This window comes from Citrobacter sp. 506 (assembly GCF_050434985.1).
GTDB classification, from domain to species: domain Bacteria; phylum Pseudomonadota; class Gammaproteobacteria; order Enterobacterales; family Enterobacteriaceae; genus Citrobacter; species Citrobacter braakii.
In genome coordinates, this window is record NZ_JBNDJN010000002.1 from 1 (window position 1) to 17321 (window position 17321).

A 17321-nucleotide genomic window follows, 5' to 3' on the forward strand; every position below is an offset into this window, starting at 1 on the left:
CAGCGGTCAAAATCACCGTCGAAGGCAATCCCCATATCCGCACCGTGTTCAATCACCGCATTGCGCGTGTCGGCCCGGCATTCCGGCAGCAGAGGATTGGGGATACCGTTGGGGAAGTTGCCATCCGGCGTATTGTGAATTTTGATGAACTCGACCGGCACCCCCAGCGCCTTAAAACGGGCTTCAATGACGTCAACCACTGGACCTGCCGCACCGTTGCCGGAGTTGAGCACCAGCTTCATCGGTTTCAGGCTGCCGGGATTGATGTAACCCAGCAGGTGGTCGATGTAGGCATCGCGGGTAGTAATACGCTGATAGTGGCCACGTTTTGTCGCATCAACCGCCGGGAAGTCGTTGGCTTCCGCCAGGCGCTGCACGTCGCGCAGACCGGTATCACCGCTGATGGGCCGCGCCCCTTCCCGCACCAGCTTCATGCCGTTGTAATCCATCGGATTATGGCTGGCGGTCACTTCAATACCGCCGTCAATGCCAAGGTGGAAGGTGGCGAAGTAAATCTCTTCGGTGCCCGACATGCCAATATCCAGCACATTCACCCCCGCATCCTGCAGCCCTTTCGCCAGCGCCAGCTTTAGCGTCTCGCTGGTCAGACGCACATCGCCGCCCAGAACAATAGATTTAGGCTTCAGGAACTCGCCGTAAGCGCGGCCAATTCGCCACGCAATCTCTTCATTCAGCTCTTCGCCCAGCCTGCCGCGAATATCGTAGGCTTTGAAACAGGTTAATTTCGTCATGATTTACCCTTCTTCAGGCAACAGTTAGCCCTCTCCTGACTGGAGATATTTTTCACAAAATGACTAGCCGTTAGTTTTTAGGCCGGATAAGATGTTCACGCCGCCATCCGGCAACGATGATGTTGTGTTACGCGCGCCCGTAGCGATCCGCAAACCGCACCACATCATCCTCATCGAGGTAAGATCCGGAGCGTACTTCAATCAGATCGAGCGGAATTTTCCCAGGGTTCTCCAGACAATGGGTCGCCCCCAGCGGAATATAGACAGACTCGTTTTCAGCAAGCAGCTTGATATCATCATTGATTGTCACCTTCGCGGTACCGGCAACCACAACCCAATGTTCAGCCCGGTGATGATGCATCTGCACAGACAATCCCTCACCAGGCTTGACGGTAATTCGCTTCACCTGGTAACGTTCTCCGGCATCAATTGAGTCGTACTTGCCCCACGGACGATAAACTTCGCGGTGAATATGATGCTCATGACGCCCGTCAGCCTTAATTTGCTCTACCACTTTTTTGACGTCCTGCACCGCGTTGCGATCGGCTATCAGCACCGCGTCTTTGGTCTGCACCACCACCAGATCTTTCACCCCGACGGTCGTCACCAGGCCGGATTCGGCATACACGTAACTGTTTTCCGTTTTATGGCTAATAACGTCACCGTGATGCACATTGCCTTCAGCGGTATGGGCACTGATTTCCCACAGCGATGACCAGGAGCCAACATCGCTCCAGCCTGCATTCATTGGCATCACCACCGCATCGGCGGTACGTTCCATTACCGCATAGTCCACAGACTCTTCCGGGCAGGCGAGAAACGCCTGTTCATCAACGCGGATAAAATCGAGATCGGGGTCGACCGTACTCATGGCGTTCTCACAGGCTTCAAGAATGTCGGGACGATACTTTTTCAGTTCTTCCAGGTAACGTCCGGCCCGGAACAAGAACATGCCGCTGTTCCAGTAGTAGTCGCCGCTCGTCACGTAAGCCTGCGCGGTTTCCAGATTGGGCTTTTCAACAAACTGTGCCACTTCAAAAGCCACAGCGTCGGTATTCGTCGGCGAGACTTCCCCCCGGCGGATATAGCCATAGCCGGTTTCCGGCTGGTCCGGCACGATACCGAACGTCACCAGCTTACCCGCTCCGGCATAGGGCATCGCATTGCGAACCGCCTCGCGGAATGCCTCTTCGTCGGCAATCATGTGATCGGCCGCCAAGACCAGCAGCAGCGGATCCTCACCCGGACTTTGACGTTTTGCCGCCAGCGCGGCCAGCGCTATCGCCGGTGCCGTGTTACGCCCGGCAGGTTCGAGAATGATGTTCTCAGTCAGCTTGTGCAGCTGTCGTAACTGTTCCGCTACGATAAAACGGTGTTGTTCATTACAGATAACCACCGGGCTTTCGCACTCCACGCCGTTCAGACGGCAAATCGTCGTCTGCAGCATGGTGAGATCGCCTTTCAGGCACAGGAACTGCTTTGGGTACAGCACGCGGGACAGTGGCCATAAACGGCTCCCTGAGCCACCGGCCATCACCACCGGAAAGAGTTTGCTTTGACTCATCATGTACCCCGTATATCTGCAAGAAATTGACTCAGCACGTTTTCTTTATCCAGCGTGCGTTCGGCATAATCACGTGCCACCGTGTTTACTTTTGGCATCATCAATGCCCGTTTAATACCGCAAACCAGCGCGTTTACCGACTCCGGCTCCACGCACACCGCAATGCCAGGGTGAGCGTCACAAAGCTGACCCAGCTCGGTTTCAGGTTCGGCAGTAATAACTGCGTTACCACCAACAGCGAGGATATTGGTCAATTTGGAGGGCAGTACGGCATCAGCCGCACCACGCTTTTGCACAACCAGATGACAATCCGCAATCTTGAGCAACGCCGGCAGCGCGTCATATGATTGCAGCGGAAAGAACATCACGTTGTTCAGGCCGCGTTCGCAGGCCATACTCTCCAGCCGCGCTTTACCACCGCCCTGCCCGACAAGCACAAACAGCCAGGGGTGCTCGCTCAACTCGACCGCTGCGTCTATCACGCTCTCCAGCCCCTGCTTTTCACCGATATTGCCTGAGTAAAGAACGATCTTTTGATCGGCAGGCAATCCCAGTTGCTGGGACAACGCCTGGGCATCGGCGTCGCTCACATCACGAAAGCGCGTCACTTCTGACCAGTTCGGAAAGAAAATAACCTTGTGCGGCGCAACGCCTTTTTCCATGGCGCTGTGCATCATGGAACGGGAAATCGTCGAAATATGGTCCATATTCAACAGCCCACTGCGCTCAAAGGCGCTGGCCAGTTTTGCCACCATACCGCGCGTGCCTTTGCCCGCCATTCCTAGCCCCAACATGGCATCGACTTCGTAATCCTGAACGTGCAATAGCGTACGTGCGCCACAAAGCTTTGCCAGCAGGCGCATGCCTGGCGTGCAAAACAGCGTCGGCACCACGCCGATAATGCGATCTGGCTTCCAGCGACGTTGCGCCAGTAGCGGGAAAAAACTGCTCAGGGCGAAACTGCCTAAATGCAGCAGGCGCTTGAGCGTTGAGGGTTGCTCAGGCACATACAGCGGACAACGCCAGACGAGGGCGTCGCCCTCTTCGCGACGGTAGCGCCAGGATGAATAACTGCCGTTTACCTTCCACTGGGGATAATAAGGCGGCGCGGTGATCACCCGAACGTCATGCCCCTGCTGCGCCATCCACTCCACCATTTCACCGGTGTATTTGCCGATACCGGTCAACTCCGGCGAATAGTTGATGCCATACACGAGGATCTTCATAGCCCGGGTACTCCGGCCTGACTTGTTTTACAGAAGTAAGCCCGACTGTTGTCGTGCACGTGGTCACTGACCAGAATCTGTGTAGCCGCCATCCATCGGTACGCATCATGTTGGACATTGGGCAGTTGCAAGTCGTTTTCCGACACCCGCAGACGAAATCCCAGCACGATGTAATGCGTTGAGAAATCATCCCCAGAAAAGTTGTCGTCATAGAAGTGCTGCCAGACACCGTAAAACTCCGCAGCGGACAGCGGTAAACGTAATCCCAGCTCCGCTTCAGTAAGCCGCTCAAAGGCCACGTGCAGCGGTTCATCTTTTTGCACCCGACCGCCGGGCACGAACCAGTAACCCTGCGCCGGACGATTGAGACGCTTACCGAGCAGAAATTCACCGTGGGTGTTTTCCACGATCAAATCGATGGAAATCAGCGGAGTTGAACGTACTACGGTGGCAAAATCCTCATGACGTAAAAACATGCTTACCCCCGGTAGCGCTGCTGGTTTTCAAGGAACCACTGCCAGGTACTGGCAAGCCCCGCTTCCAGTGATATCTCGTGATACCAGCCCAACTGATGTAGACGCGTAACATCGAGCAATTTGCGCGGCGTTCCATCCGGTTTGCTGGCGTCGAACACCACGCGCCCCTTGTAACCCACGACCTGCGCGATGGTTTGCGCCAGTTCGCGGATAGTGCAGTCCACGCCGGTGCCCACGTTGATATGCGACAGCATCGGCTGGGTATATTCCTGCAAGACTTCCTGAGCCAGTTCCATCACGTGGATACTGGCCGCTGCCATATCGTCAACATGCAGAAATTCACGCATTGGCGTCCCGCTTCCCCACACCACCACATCCGGCGTATTGTGCTCGCGAGCGTCATGAAAGCGGCGCAGCAGCGCCGGGATCACATGCGAATTACTCGGGTGGAAGTTGTCATGCGGCCCATACAGATTGGTCGGCATCACCGAGCGATAATCGCGGCCATACTGGCGGTTATACGATTCGCACAGCTTGATCCCGGCAATTTTGGCAATCGCATACGGCTCATTGGTCGGTTCCAGCTGCCCCTGCAACAGCTCGCTTTCAGCTATTGGCTGGGTGGCTTGCTTTGGATAAATACAGGATGATCCGAGGAACAGCAGTTTATTCACGTTATGCAAATGCGCAGCATGAATAATGTTGCTCTCAATCATCATGTTTTCATAAATAAAATCAGCAGGATAAGTAGTATTCGCCACGATCCCGCCGACTTTTGCCGCCGCCAGATAAACCTGGTCAATACGTTCAGTGGCAAAGAACGCCTGCACCGCACTGGCGTCCAGCAGGTTAAGTTGGTCGCGGCTACGCAGCACCAGCTCGACATTATCTCGCTGCGACAATTGTCTGACGATGGCGGACCCCACCATCCCGCGATGGCCCGCCACAAAAATACGTTGTGTCTTCATCCTCAGTACTCCAGCGCGATGGCTACCTCGTAACCGTGCGACTTCAGCAGGGAATGCTTCTTCGCTGCTTCAAGATCGTTGGCAACCATTTCCGAGATCATCTGGCGCAACGTGATTTCCGGCTTCCAGCCCAGTTTTTCATGTGCTTTGGCCGGATCGCCCAGCAGCGTTTCCACCTCTGCCGGACGGAAATAGCGCGGATCGACGGCAATCATGACATCCCCAGGTTTCACACCCGGCGCGTCGTGTCCGGTTACGGAAACCACAATGCCTTTCTCATTCACGCCCTCGCCTTCAAAGCGCAATTTAATCCCCAACTGAGCGGCGGCCATTTCCACAAACTGGCGCACGGAATACTGCACGCCGGTGGCAATCACGAAATCTTCCGGCTTGTCCTGCTGCAGCATCATCCACTGCATCCTGACGTAATCTTTGGCATGCCCCCAGTCACGCAGCGAATCCATATTGCCCAGGTACAGGCAAGACTCCAGCCCCTGCGCGATGTTGGCGATCGCACGCGTAATTTTGCGCGTGACAAAGGTTTCGCCGCGGCGCGGAGATTCGTGGTTAAACAGAATGCCGTTACAGGCATACATACCGTAAGATTCGCGGTAGTTGACGGTTATCCAGTAGGCGTACAGCTTAGCAACGGCATACGGCGAGCGCGGGTAGAACGGCGTGCTCTCTTTCTGCGGGATTTCCTGTACCAGACCGTACAGTTCAGAGGTGGAAGCCTGATAAAAACGGGTCTTCTTTTCCAGGCCGAGGAAGCGGATAGCTTCCAGCAAACGCAAGGTGCCGATAGCATCGACATCCGCGGTGTATTCCGGTGAATCAAACGACACCGCGACATGACTCATGGCGCCGAGGTTATAGACCTCATCCGGTTGCACTTCCTGTAAAATACGGGTCAGGTTGGAGGAGTCCGTCAAATCGCCATAGTGCAGATGGAATTTGGGATTGCCCGAATGCGGATCCTGATAGATGTGGTCCACTCGTTCGGTGTTGAATGATGAAGCGCGGCGCTTAATACCGTGTACTTCATACCCTTTTTCCAGCAGGAACTCTGCCAGGTAAGAACCATCCTGCCCGGTTACGCCAGTGATGAGAGCGACTTTTGACATGTTATTACCTCTTAAATGATCCCCTCAGGGAGTAACTTTCTCGACGCGTTCGCGTGTGACTATTGCGGGATTTCCCCGACAAACGACATTGGCTGGCAGCGATTTAAATACACTGCTGCGTGCTCCGACGACGGTGCCATCGCCAATCGTCACGCCAGGCGCGACAAAGACATCTGTCGCCAGCCAGCATTTATCACCAACTACAATTGGTGTGGCGTTAATATCAAAATGTTGACTGGCATAATCATGACTCCCGGTGCATAAATAACTTTTTTGCGAAATAACCGCGTGCGCACCAATCGTAATATCACCCAGCGTATATAAAACCGCGTCATCACCCACCCAGGAATAATCTCCCAGGGTTAATTTCCACGGATAAGTAATTTTTACTGAAGGTCGAATAACTACGTTTTTTCCTATTTTTGCGCCAAACATTCGCAATAAAAACGCACGCCAGCGATACATTACCTGCGGGGACCAGCGAAATAATGTGGCTTGCACTGCCCACCATAATTGCACTTTAATGGCACCGCCGCCGCGAAAACCTCCCGGCACGTTGAAGCCGCTTAAATCCTGCATAATGTACCCTTACGCTTTTCCATATAAGGTTTTTGTTTTACCAGTTGTGCGCAGACGTAAATATTCTGACAACCCGGTCCAAAAACCTGGCATGTGTAATATCTGGCGCTGTACCTTTTTTGCATCCCGGCACAATTCCAGATTATTCGTCGTTGACACCCCACCCATGGAAAACTCTGACACCAGCCCGCTCAGCTTTTTAAACGCGTAACCTGACTTGTATAATTTGGCTGCCAGTGCGTAATCAGACGATATCTTATATTGCAAATCATAGCGCCAGACATTCAGTCCAGAGAGAGGAAAGAAGATTGCCTGATGGCTGGCGGGAAGGCTGTGATAAATATACCAACCCGGCTTGGCCCGCCGCTTAATTTTGTTACCATTACCGAAATCCAGCAACGCATCGCCAATGACCATCGCTTTATCGCTCTGCGTTTTTAGCTGGCGGATAAAATGAGCAGCATCTGCATGCAGAATATCCCCGGAGTTGAGGAACAGCGCAAACCGCCCGCGCGCCATAGCGATACCTTTGTTCATTGCATCATAGATGCCCTTATCCGGCTCGCTGACAAACCGTAACCGGTGCTCTCCACTGAGCCCTTCAAGAAAGGCCGAGGTACCGTCAGAGGAGCCGCCATCAACAACAATCCACTCAAAACTGATATCACCCGCCTGCGCCAGATGAGCTAACGACGCGTGAGTTTTGACGATCCCTTCCAGATTACGAAAGGCGACGGTAATAATACTGAGCAGCATGCGTTCTACCTCGCTATATTCAGCGCCTTGCGCAAAATAAACGGACACACAATTAAAAATGCGTATTCCGGACTAAATACTGAACCTGTAAAAAACAGCGACAGCGGCGTAAAAAGATAAAGCTGCACCCGATAATTCTGATTATCACCAAACGCATTGATCATCATCTTCATGACTTTCCCCATGTACCACAGGGCTAATATCACCGCGAACCATGAAAAATAAATAATCAGCAGATACAAGCCATTGTCTATCGTTTTACCAACATCTGCACCGTTAAAAATTCCGAATGACGCAACATATTCATAAAGTGAGCCGAATCTCACTACCCCATCAACGTTAAGTAACGAATAACCGACCATTACTAATGGTCCCACGATACGATAATACGATGATGAGCCTTCAGTTCCTAAATCTCCAAGCCGTGTCGCGATGTACGGAAACGCAAATATCACACCAACAACAAACACGCTTAATGAGATTATCGCCAGCGGCAACTTCTTTTTTATCGCATCTTTATTCAGATACTGGAACGCCCACTCCAGGAGGTAAAACAAAATAAATGTCATTACCCCTGAAAACGATCCTGATAATATTATCCCTGCCAGAATCATAGCATCGGACTTAGGCGTTTTGATACCAAACTGTTTGATACTGAGCCAAATTGAGATTAACGCCAGAGCGAAGAATGCCGGTTCGAAATAGAGTGCAGTGGTACGCTTCCCGCCAAACTTAATAAAGTTCAGAACATAGCTATTACTGTAAATAAGATATTTCGAAATAACTTCCATTAAACTGCTGCCACCACTAAGAATTATCTGCGCCATTTCCACCGCAGCTAACCCCACCACCAGGCCCACAACCAGCCAGAAAAAACGCAAGATCTTAATGTAGTTATGCGGCGAAATGGTTTTGAAGCGAATACTCCACACCATACCGATAATCACCACGGTATAGACAAACAGCATTGCGGACGTCACGTACTTGCTGGCATCCAGTGATTGTCCGAACAGATAGTTAAACGCCGTCAGTCCGCCCCCCACACCCAGCGCAATCATTAATTTTTTAATATTGATGCGCTCGACAAACAGCAACAGCAGAACGGGCAAAAACGTGACGATAGTTATCGGGAAGCTCTCGCCAAGCTGGGCGAGTTTGACGTTAACCAGCAGATAAAGCAGCGGTAGCACCAGATAGCTACAGATTCTGATAGAACGAGACATACTCCTCCAGCATCTGTTGCCCACTGTATGCCACCCGGCTGCGCTGGCTGAACGCGGCAAGCGACGTGTCAAATACCGCCTGCGCAATGTCTGATCTTTTCAGTTGCACCAGGTGCAAAACATCCGCTTCGCTGAACGTTTTGCCGCCCGATTTCGCCAGCACTTCCTGCGCGGCATCGCTGTGCGTAGCAATCACCGGTACGCCGATGGAAAGCGCTTCGCACAGAATCAGCGGGTAGTTATCAACGCGCGAGCTGAACACCAGCCCATCCATCTCGTTAAGCGCGCTCATCAACGTGCGCTTATCGCTCTCAAACCCGTGATTGATGACGTTATCCCCGACAAACGGAGAAAATTTGCCGAAGGTATGCAGCTCAATTTTGTCTCCGAGCGCAATCATCGCTCGCACCAGTTGCTGACTGGTTTTACCGTCATAGCGCAGGTCATGGGCCACTACGGCGATTTTCGGTCTGCCGCTTTCCTCATGCTTAGCGGGAAGTTCGGCAAGAATGGCTTCCGTTGCCACATCGATGCCATTGTTAATAATGCGGCAACGACCGGTGCCATACAGACTGTTGAATGCATCGGCCACATGCTGACTGGGCGAGATGAACTGGCAGCCCAGCGCCAGCATGGCGCGAAACATCTGCCGTTTACCAGGCAACTGTTGATGGGCTTTATCGATTTTTACCGGCGGATAGTTACTGAGCGTTGGACATTTCTGACAGCCCGTTTTCCAGCTTTCGCAACCATCGGTAAAGGCACAGCGCCCGGTCACGCTCCAGTGATCGTGCAGCGTCCAGACGAAGGTGATATCCGGTTTATGCGCCTTCACTTTTTGGCAAAAGGCGACCACCTCTTCCAGATTCAACCAGTAGCTGTGCAACACATGAAAATGCAGTACCAGCGGGCCGGAAGTGCGGGTAACCGGACGGTACAACTTGTCGAGATTGCCAAACATGTCGCGGTTCGCGAAACGAAACAGCGCAATATTCGCCGCCGACGTCAGACGTGGCGTATGTTTGATAACCTGTGGGTAATTCGCATGGCTGACGCTTTTCTTACCGCCTTTGCCATAGCCGTAGACAAAATGCGATGACAACCCTTTTTCCAGCGCCCTCAGATGCAAATCTAACGCCACGCCTGCCGCCCCGCCTTCTGCGAGCCGCACATTAAACTGTAATATCTTCATTTTATTACCTTCACCCGTGCCTTCTCGCCCACGACCAGCGTATTGTCCGGGATGCTATCCACTACGACGCTCCCGGCGCCAATCGTCACGTTATCGCCAATGGCAACGCCGCCAAGCAGAGTGACATTGGCCCCCAGCTCAACGCCGTTACCGATGACCGGACAGGACAGATCGTTGCCGCCAAGATTGCCGATGGTGACGCCGTGGCGCAGGGTGAAATCATCCCCCGCCACCACGTGTTTATTGATCACCACCCCATAGCCATGATGGATGGTGAAACGACGACCAATAGATGCAGCGGCCTGGATTTCATAGCCAAACACGCATTCAGTGATAAGGCGATACATCACCAGTACCGGCGCCGCCCACAGGTTGTTCAAGACATTTTTTTTACGCCAGACGGAGCAAAAATGGGCAATCCGATAGGCCACCACCATGCAGCAGGGTCGCAGACTCCAGCCGTTCGCGCGTAAATCTTCCAGCATACTTAGCGTCCTCGCAGTCCGTCGGCCAGGCGCTTACTATTGCGAACAGAAAGCAGCGTCAGCAACGTGCGCCAGTTCATCCGTTTATTGCGGATTTGGTAGAGGGTAAACAGCTGATATTTCTTGCTGGCCCGGTCAAATTTGCCTTTGTGCTTACGGTAGAACTGAAAGTAGCCGGAGAATTTATGCGGGGATGAGGTAATACGCATTTCACCGTGATTCACATGCAGGATCTGCGTTGCCTCTTTTACCTTCCACGGTTTGCCATACGCCACCACCATGCGCAGGAAAATGTCATAATCCTGCGCCGCTTTCAGCGTGGTATCGAACAGGCATGCTTTAAACCGCCAGGCCCAGGTAAACACCTGATTACCAATAATATTGCGCTTATAAAATTTACGGCGTGAATAAACGGCCTTCGGATAGAGCGGCAAACTGGTCGGCTGCGAATATACTTCGCCTTCACAGACATAGTCATTGGCATACAGAAACGCCCGCGTCACCAGATGATGGCGATAATTGAGAAATACGCTCAGGCGGTTCGGCGTCCATTCATCATCATCATCAATACCCGTAATATATTGCCCACTGGCCTGCATGATGGCCTGATTACGCACCGCACAGGCTCCGGAGTTAGTGGGATTACGCGTATACGACACACGCGGATCGTTGAGCTCTTCAACAAATTGCTGCAGTTGCTCATACGAGGAAGAGCAATCATCCACAATGATCATCTCCCAGTGAGGATAGTCCTGGCGCAGTACCGATTTAATCGCCCGGATGGCCAGTTGCTGACGGTTCCAGGTGGGCATATAAATTGAAATTAGCGGGTTGTCTGTCGTCATTTTCGTTTCCCAGATATCCCCGTCATACTTCGAGTTGCATCTGCGTTGGCTTTCCTGCAACTCGAAGTATGACGGGTATAAATATGTTTTTGTGGGCCGCTATCCGGCAATGTTCATAATCTATTTCGAATCCGAGGTGTACTCGTATTCGTAATAACCGTAATCCTGATACCCGCTGGCACGGCGGAAGATCGAGTTCAGGATCACCCCTTTCACCTGAATGCCGTTTTGCTCGAAGCGACTCAGGCTAGTTTCCACCTCTTTCAGCGTGTTGACCGCGTAACGCGCCACCATCAGCGTGGTTCCAACGTGACGCCCCACGATAGCCGCGTCGGTCACCGCCAGTATTGGCGGGGTATCGATCAGCACCAGGTCATAGTGCGAGCTGGCCCATGCAATCAGTTCGCCAAAGCGTTCACTCATCAGCAGTTCGGAGGGGTTGGGGGGAATTTGTCCGCGAGGGATCAGATCGAAATGTGGAATCGATGTCGGTTTCGCGCTGGATGAGATATCCCCCTTGCCGATGAGGATCTCAGACAGACCGTTAACGTTATTGGTCCCCAGCAGCTCGTGGGTATAACCTTTGCGCATGTCGCAGTCGATCAACAGCACGCGTTTGTTGGTCTGACTAACGACCGCCGCCAGGTTGGCGCAGACAAACGTTTTACCAATTGACGGGCTGACGCCGGTCAGCATCAAGACGTTGTTGCGCGCCTGCATCATGGCAAAGTGCAGGCTGGTACGCAGGCTGCGGACCGCTTCTATCGCAAGATCCGTCGGATTCCCCACTGCCAGCAACTGGCTTTGCTTGTAGCGTTTCACGCCTTTAATGGTTTGCACGTTATCGCGAGCTTTTTGCCATTCTGATAGTGGAATGCTGGCATACACGCTGATGCCATGCTCTTCCAGCGCCTGTGGGCTTTCAATGCCGCGATTAAACAGGGAACGCAGCAGTACGCCCACCACTGAAAGCATCAAACCAAGAATGATGCTGCCGAGAATAATCAGCGTCGTTTTCGGCTTCAGCACGCCTGGCTGGGCAATCGCGGGATCGACGATGCGTACATCTCCGACCGTACTGGCCTCGGTAATCTTCAGCTCCTGCTGCTTGTTCAGCAGTTGCATATAGACCTGCTGGCCGGACTCCACGTCACGCGTCAGGCGGACAATTTCCTGCTGCGTTTTCGGCATCGCCGTTACGCGCCCGTTCAGCTTGCTTTTCTCATCTTCCAGCGCCTGGCGTTTTTCCAGCAAGGTGCGGTACGCAGGGTGCGCTTTGGTGAACAGCTTGGAAATCTCCGCTTCTTTGAAGGTCAGCTCATTAAGCTGCGCATCAATATTCACCATGGAATCCAGCACCGCTTTGGCTTCCAGCGGCAAATCCACGGAGTCTTTGTCCTGACGAAAGGCATTCAGCTTGTTTTCGGCAACGTCCAGCCGGTTACGTACCTCGGGCAACTGCTTTGCCAGAAACGCCAGACTTTTGGCGGCCTCTTCAGATTTACGCTCCACGTTTTGTTGCAGGTAGTTGCGGGTAATACTGTCAAGGATCTGGCGGATTTGCTCGCGGTCTTCGCCGGTAAAGGTCAGGCTCAGTACGCCAGTGTCTTTGCCGGTTTCCGTCACCATCAGATTATTTTGCAGGGTGTTGATCATGCCCAGCGTGGAGAATTTGCTGACGGTAAATTGGCTCTCAGGGCTGGCATGGATCGCCTCGACCAGCATCGTCACGCCGTCATGTTTCAGCACCTGCCCAACCTGCCCCTGGGCGCTAAAACCTCCGTCACTCACCAGCTGATAACTTTTGTCATTCAGCACGCTTAGCGTGAAGGTCTGTTCATTCATTGCCTTTGGCAGCGTGAAAGTCGTCACGTTAACCGTTTCGTTCTGGCGCCCCATCAACCGATCCCAACCCGCGCCAAAAATGGGGAACGTATCTTTGGTAACCGCGATATCCAGGTTGAGATCGTCTACCGTTTTCCCCAATACCAGCCGTGACTGGATGAGCTGAATTTCCGCTTCAGAGGCCGGAGGTTTGTTCGACAACGCCGAGCCAATATCCTGCACCAGTGAATTTCCGGTATTTTGCTCAATTTGCACCAGCGCGTCCGCACTGTAGATGGGAGTGGCAAATAGCGTGTAGACCGCTGCGCATAATGCAAATGCCGCAGTAATACCAAGCACCCACCAGCGGGCTTCCACCACCGTTGCCACCAGACGACCAATATCGATTTCATCATTGCCCGTTACCGGCGCAGCAGACTGTTTTACTTTTTCTGTCATTGTTTTCCCTGCTCTGCGTTCAATGCCTGAGCCCATTGGCGTGCAGACCGTTCAAGTAATGCGTACACCGCGTCAAACGCATCGCGGCTTTTACGATACGGATCGGGAATTTCGCGCTCGCTGTCCCAGTGACCAAACAGCATCACTTTGCCGCGCATCTCCGGCACCATTTCACACAGGGCAGAGATATGGCGTTTTTCCATGGTCAGGATCAGGTCATACTCCCGGCACATTCGTCCCGAGATCTGCCGGGCACAATGATTCTCCAGTGACAGGTTGTGCGCCTGCGCCACGCTGATGGCGCACGGGTCCGCGCCTTTGCCTACCAACGCCCCAAGGCCGGCAGAAGAGACCGTCAACGCCGGGTGAAATTGCCTTAACAAGCGCTCTGCCGTCGGAGAGCGGCAAATGTTCCCCACACAGACAACTAAGATTTTGTTAAACATGACGATTACCAGTTGTGAAGGTCGCTGGCCGTGTCCGTCATATAGCGAACACCGCTAATAGTCGGCAGCAACTGATTGATCAAACGGTTCCAGCGAGCAACCGGCGCGGTAGTGACGTACACCACATCGTATGGCTGGAGTCGGAATGACGTCGCCATCACCAGCGATGTCGCATCGGACATATCAAGCTGATAGATATTGGCGATCTTGCCGTTGTTCCCGCCCTCGCCTTTCAATGGACGAATAACGAAAATGCCGCTGGCGTTGGAGGTGGTCAGGTCGATACCTTCCGCGTTGCCGAGTGCTTCGGTGAGCGTCATGCCGCTGAAGTCCATTTTGAGGGTGCTCTGTTTTTTCACTTCCCCCATTACGAAGACTTTCAAATCGTCATTACGCGGAACAAACAGGATGTCGCCAGGATAGAGCAGACGGTTCTGGCTCAGGTCGCCATTTTGCATTAGCGCTTGCAGTGAAATGCGTTGCTCCTGCCCTTTATGAGTCAGTACAACGTTGCGCCAGTCTGCCGCCTCGGTGAGACCGCCTGCGGCGTTAATGGCATCGAGAACGGTAAGCGGCACGTTGGTGATGGCCTGCTGGCCGGATTTGTTCACCTGCCCGGAGACATAGGCCTTCTGCGAACGGAAAGCGGCGATATTAACGTCCACCTGCGGGTCAGCAATGTACTTCGCTAAGCGCCCGGTAATATCACTACGAATTTCGGCCAACGTTTTCCCTGACACGCTAACTTTGCCGATGTAGGGGTAAAACATGGTGCCATCAGGCTGCACCCAGTTGCCGGCATCACTTGAGCTACGATACTGCCCGGCCGGCGTGGTGAGTTCAGGATGATCCCAGACGGTAACATTCAGGACATCGCCCGGGCCGACCCGGTACTGATACCCGGCAATCTCCTGGTCGAGAGACATATTAGGCTGCGCAACATTTGGTCGGGGACGTAATTGTTCGACCAGTCGTGGGGTGAGTGGATAAACATTCACCATGCGATCGATATCAAAATCAGCGTCCTGCTGTTTAATCACATCTTTGCCCATCGTAGACATATTGCTGCCCGGAAGCACGGTACAACCGTTTATCAAGATTACCGATACCAATACAGGCATCAATTTAAGTTTGGATTTCATCATTGATTATTTATCACTTTGGCAGAGTAATTATCACGTGCGATCTAAATAGCGACTTCGCCTGTACGCATTTACCTTGCCGTTAATTGAAAAGGAATTTAACTGGCATCTGTCCTAAAAAAAATGAATTCATCTGCGGTCTCTTGACAGAATAATTTAGGCTCGTCTCAGGCGACCAGACACGCTACCGCCCCTGGCTTATTAGCTACCAATGCACTGATTAATATAAATTTTATCTTCCCCTTTATTTTCATCACATTCACAGCGGGAACGCATCAGGAATAGCGCCGCTGGTTGATAAGGAAATATTTATCTTTTGATTATTACCGGAGGAATTGTTGCAGCTAAGCGAATATCAGGCAAGGTAACAAGTTACCGACAACTTGCTTTTAAGATTAATATTAAGCGTTGAATTTGTATATTTTTAGGATTTTATTGATATTGACAACATTAATATAAAAATATCCCACCTGCGATATTTCTTAAAGAGCTTTGGATAAATAATATTATTTCCTGTAGTTACATTAAGGCTAATATCCCGTACCTGGTTGTAATAGGCTACAGAGAAATCCCTCCTCGCCATTGCATTTTTCGCCAGTTTTACCCATGATCGAATTGTGACAATTGTCATACAACTATGGGTATAGCATTTACTATGGAATGGATTGCCGATCCGTCAATCTGGGCCGGACTCGTCACGCTAATCGTGATCGAACTTGTTCTTGGCATTGATAATCTTGTTTTTATTGCCATCCTCGCGGAGAAACTGCCTCCTGCCCAGCGGGATAAGGCGCGTATTACCGGGCTACTGCTGGCGATGGTCATGCGCTTGCTGCTGTTGGCATCAATATCATGGCTGGTAACGCTGACCACGCCGCTGTTCAGCATTCGCGGCCTGAGCTTCAGCGCGCGCGATCTGATCATGCTGTTCGGCGGTTTCTTCCTGCTGTTTAAAGCCACCATGGAGCTAAACGAACGGCTGGAAGGCAAAGACAGCGAGAACCCGACCCAGCGTAAAGGCGCTAAGTTCTGGGGCGTCGTCGCGCAAATAGTCGTGCTGGACGCTATCTTCTCCCTGGATTCCGTCATTACCGCCGTAGGGATGGTCGATCACCTGGCAGTAATGATGGCTGCGGTGATTATTGCCATCAGCCTGATGGTGCTTGCCAGCAAGTCGCTGACGCGCTTTGTCAACAGCCATCCCACTATCGTCATTCTGTGCCTGAGCTTCTTGCTGATGATTGGTTTCAGTCTGGTCGCCGATGGGTTTGGTTTCCATATTCCGAAAGGTTACCTGTACGCCGCCATCGGCTTCTCGGTCATGATAGAAGCATTGAACCAGTTAGCTATCTTTAACCGCCGTCGCTTCCTGTCAGCCAACCATACCCTGCGCCAGCGCACCGCCGAGGCGGTAATGCGACTGCTGAGCGGGCAAAAAGAAGACGCCGAACTGGATGCCGAAACCGCGGCAATGCTGGCAGACCATCATGAAGGACAAATTTTTGCCCCTCAGGAACGGCGGATGATTGAACGTGTGCTGAACCTTAATCAGCGTACGGTCAGCAGTATCATGACCTCGCGCCATGATATTGAACACATCGACCTCAATGCGCCGGAAACAGAAATCCGCGCTTTGCTGGAAAAAAACCAGCATACGCGTCTGGTGGTCACCGGCGAAGATGAGCAGGAAGACTTGCTGGGCGTGGTGCATGTCATCGACCTGCTGCAGCAATCTCTTCGCGGCGAGCCGCTCGACTTACGCGTCTTGATTCGCCAGCCGTTGGTGTTCCCGGAAACTCTGCCGCTGCTTCCGGCGCTTGAGCAGTTCCGTAACGCCCGGACGCACTTCGCTTTTGTGGCCGATGAATTTGGGTCAGTTGAAGGGATTGTAACGCTCAGTGACGTGATGGAAACCATCGCCGGTAACCTGCCAAATGAGGTAGAGGAGATTGACGCCCGCCATGACATTCAGAAAAACGCGGATGGTTCATGGACCGCAAACGGACACATGCCGCTGGAAGATCTGGTGCAGTACGTGCCTATCCCGTTAGATGATAAGCGTGAATATCACACCATTGCCGGACTGTTAATGGAGTATTTGCAGCGCATCCCGAAAACCGGGGAGGAAGTTCAGGTTGGCGACTATCGACTAAAAACCCTGCAGGTGGAAAATCATCGCGTGCAAAAAGTCCAACTGATACCGCTGCACAGTGAAGAAGAGATGGATTACGAGGTGTAAATCACGAGCCGGAGGCGGCAT

Annotated in this window: 15 protein-coding genes and 1 pseudogene; 1 reads left to right on the forward strand and 15 read right to left on the reverse strand. The window is 52.5% G+C overall.

What is annotated here, in order from left to right:
- The 15 genes and pseudogenes from ABIE10_RS10115 to ABIE10_RS10185 all read right to left on the reverse strand — a co-directional run.
- A pseudogene (locus tag ABIE10_RS10115) lies at nt 1-752 on the reverse strand (phosphomannomutase CpsG); the annotation flags it as partial.
- A gap of 127 nt (nt 753-879) precedes the next feature.
- Nucleotides 880-2316, reverse strand: a complete 1437-nt coding sequence (gene cpsB, locus ABIE10_RS10120) for a mannose-1-phosphate guanyltransferase (RefSeq protein WP_019077131.1) — start codon at nt 2314-2316, stop codon at nt 880-882.
- Nucleotides 2316-3542, reverse strand: a complete 1227-nt coding sequence (wcaI, locus tag ABIE10_RS10125) for a colanic acid biosynthesis fucosyltransferase WcaI (protein ID WP_429155514.1) — start codon at nt 3540-3542, stop codon at nt 2316-2318. Before wcaI ends, cpsB begins: the two co-directional genes overlap by 1 nt.
- On the reverse strand, nt 3539-4018 hold the full coding sequence (locus ABIE10_RS10130) for a GDP-mannose mannosyl hydrolase (RefSeq protein WP_115190464.1): 480 nt from the start codon (nt 4016-4018) through the stop codon (nt 3539-3541). Before ABIE10_RS10130 ends, wcaI begins: the two co-directional genes overlap by 4 nt.
- A 2-nt stretch (nt 4019-4020) precedes the next feature.
- Nucleotides 4021-4986: a GDP-L-fucose synthase gene (gene fcl, locus ABIE10_RS10135; protein ID WP_259687035.1), complete on the reverse strand. Its 966-nt coding sequence runs from the start codon at nt 4984-4986 to the stop codon at nt 4021-4023.
- 2 nt (nt 4987-4988) lie between these two features.
- Nucleotides 4989-6110, reverse strand: coding sequence for a GDP-mannose 4,6-dehydratase (gmd, locus tag ABIE10_RS10140; RefSeq protein ID WP_016156920.1), 1122 nt, complete (start codon nt 6108-6110; stop codon nt 4989-4991).
- Nucleotides 6111-6134: 24 nt separating this feature from the next.
- A complete protein-coding gene (gene wcaF / locus ABIE10_RS10145; RefSeq protein ID WP_016153587.1) occupies nt 6135-6689 on the reverse strand; it encodes a colanic acid biosynthesis acetyltransferase WcaF in 555 nt (184 codons plus the stop codon).
- A gap of 9 nt (nt 6690-6698) precedes the next feature.
- A complete protein-coding gene (gene wcaE / locus ABIE10_RS10150; RefSeq protein WP_019077134.1) occupies nt 6699-7445 on the reverse strand; it encodes a colanic acid biosynthesis glycosyltransferase WcaE in 747 nt (248 codons plus the stop codon).
- 5 nt (nt 7446-7450) lie between these two features.
- Nucleotides 7451-8668: a colanic acid polymerase WcaD gene (wcaD, locus tag ABIE10_RS10155; RefSeq protein ID WP_016153589.1), complete on the reverse strand. Its 1218-nt coding sequence runs from the start codon at nt 8666-8668 to the stop codon at nt 7451-7453.
- Nucleotides 8643-9860, reverse strand: a complete 1218-nt coding sequence (wcaC, locus tag ABIE10_RS10160) for a colanic acid biosynthesis glycosyltransferase WcaC (protein WP_286455122.1) — start codon at nt 9858-9860, stop codon at nt 8643-8645. The genes wcaD and wcaC overlap by 26 nt, the downstream gene beginning before the upstream one ends.
- The gene (gene wcaB, locus ABIE10_RS10165) at nt 9857-10345 is read right to left on the reverse strand and encodes a colanic acid biosynthesis acetyltransferase WcaB (protein ID WP_016156923.1); all 489 of its coding nucleotides are present in this window, start codon (nt 10343-10345) and stop codon (nt 9857-9859) included. The genes wcaC and wcaB overlap by 4 nt, the downstream gene beginning before the upstream one ends.
- A gap of 2 nt (nt 10346-10347) precedes the next feature.
- Entirely contained in the window at nt 10348-11190 is an 843-nt protein-coding gene (wcaA, locus tag ABIE10_RS10170; protein WP_016153592.1) for a colanic acid biosynthesis glycosyltransferase WcaA, read from the reverse strand.
- Between the two features lie 120 nt (nt 11191-11310).
- Nucleotides 11311-13473, reverse strand: coding sequence for a tyrosine-protein kinase Wzc (gene wzc, locus ABIE10_RS10175; protein ID WP_046275965.1), 2163 nt, complete (start codon nt 13471-13473; stop codon nt 11311-11313).
- Nucleotides 13470-13919, reverse strand: coding sequence for a low molecular weight protein-tyrosine-phosphatase Wzb (wzb, locus tag ABIE10_RS10180; protein ID WP_016156925.1), 450 nt, complete (start codon nt 13917-13919; stop codon nt 13470-13472). The genes wzc and wzb overlap by 4 nt, the downstream gene beginning before the upstream one ends.
- A gap of 5 nt (nt 13920-13924) precedes the next feature.
- On the reverse strand, nt 13925-15064 hold the full coding sequence (locus tag ABIE10_RS10185) for a polysaccharide export protein (RefSeq protein ID WP_029139591.1): 1140 nt from the start codon (nt 15062-15064) through the stop codon (nt 13925-13927).
- 652 nt (nt 15065-15716) lie between these two features.
- On the opposite strand from ABIE10_RS10185, the gene ABIE10_RS10190 reads away from it, so the two are divergent.
- Nucleotides 15717-17300: a TerC family protein gene (locus tag ABIE10_RS10190; RefSeq protein ID WP_019077138.1), complete on the forward strand. Its 1584-nt coding sequence runs from the start codon at nt 15717-15719 to the stop codon at nt 17298-17300.
- Nucleotides 17301-17321 lie beyond the last annotated feature (21 nt).

Excerpts from the sequence above, each read along its gene's own strand:
- cpsB (WP_019077131.1), bottom strand. The coding sequence starts at position 2,316 with ATGAGTCAAAGCAAACTCTTTCCGGTGGTGATGGCCGGTGGCTCAGGG.
- wcaI (WP_429155514.1), bottom strand. The coding sequence starts at position 3,542 with ATGAAGATCCTCGTGTATGGCATCAACTATTCGCCGGAGTTGACCGGT.
- ABIE10_RS10130 (WP_115190464.1), bottom strand. The coding sequence starts at position 4,018 with ATGTTTTTACGTCATGAGGATTTTGCCACCGTAGTACGTTCAACTCCG.
- fcl (WP_259687035.1), bottom strand. The coding sequence starts at position 4,986 with ATGAAGACACAACGTATTTTTGTGGCGGGCCATCGCGGGATGGTGGGG.
- gmd (WP_016156920.1), bottom strand. The coding sequence starts at position 6,110 with ATGTCAAAAGTCGCTCTCATCACTGGCGTAACCGGGCAGGATGGTTCT.
- wcaF (WP_016153587.1), bottom strand. The coding sequence starts at position 6,689 with ATGCAGGATTTAAGCGGCTTCAACGTGCCGGGAGGTTTTCGCGGCGGC.
- wcaE (WP_019077134.1), bottom strand. The coding sequence starts at position 7,445 with ATGCTGCTCAGTATTATTACCGTCGCCTTTCGTAATCTGGAAGGGATC.
- wcaD (WP_016153589.1), bottom strand. The coding sequence starts at position 8,668 with ATGTCTCGTTCTATCAGAATCTGTAGCTATCTGGTGCTACCGCTGCTT.
- wcaC (WP_286455122.1), bottom strand. The coding sequence starts at position 9,860 with ATGAAGATATTACAGTTTAATGTGCGGCTCGCAGAAGGCGGGGCGGCA.
- wcaB (WP_016156923.1), bottom strand. The coding sequence starts at position 10,345 with ATGCTGGAAGATTTACGCGCGAACGGCTGGAGTCTGCGACCCTGCTGC.
- wcaA (WP_016153592.1), bottom strand. The coding sequence starts at position 11,190 with ATGACGACAGACAACCCGCTAATTTCAATTTATATGCCCACCTGGAAC.
- wzc (WP_046275965.1), bottom strand. The coding sequence starts at position 13,473 with ATGACAGAAAAAGTAAAACAGTCTGCTGCGCCGGTAACGGGCAATGAT.
- wzb (WP_016156925.1), bottom strand. The coding sequence starts at position 13,919 with ATGTTTAACAAAATCTTAGTTGTCTGTGTGGGGAACATTTGCCGCTCT.
- ABIE10_RS10185 (WP_029139591.1), bottom strand. The coding sequence starts at position 15,064 with ATGATGAAATCCAAACTTAAATTGATGCCTGTATTGGTATCGGTAATC.
- ABIE10_RS10190 (WP_019077138.1), top strand. The coding sequence starts at position 15,717 with ATGGAATGGATTGCCGATCCGTCAATCTGGGCCGGACTCGTCACGCTA.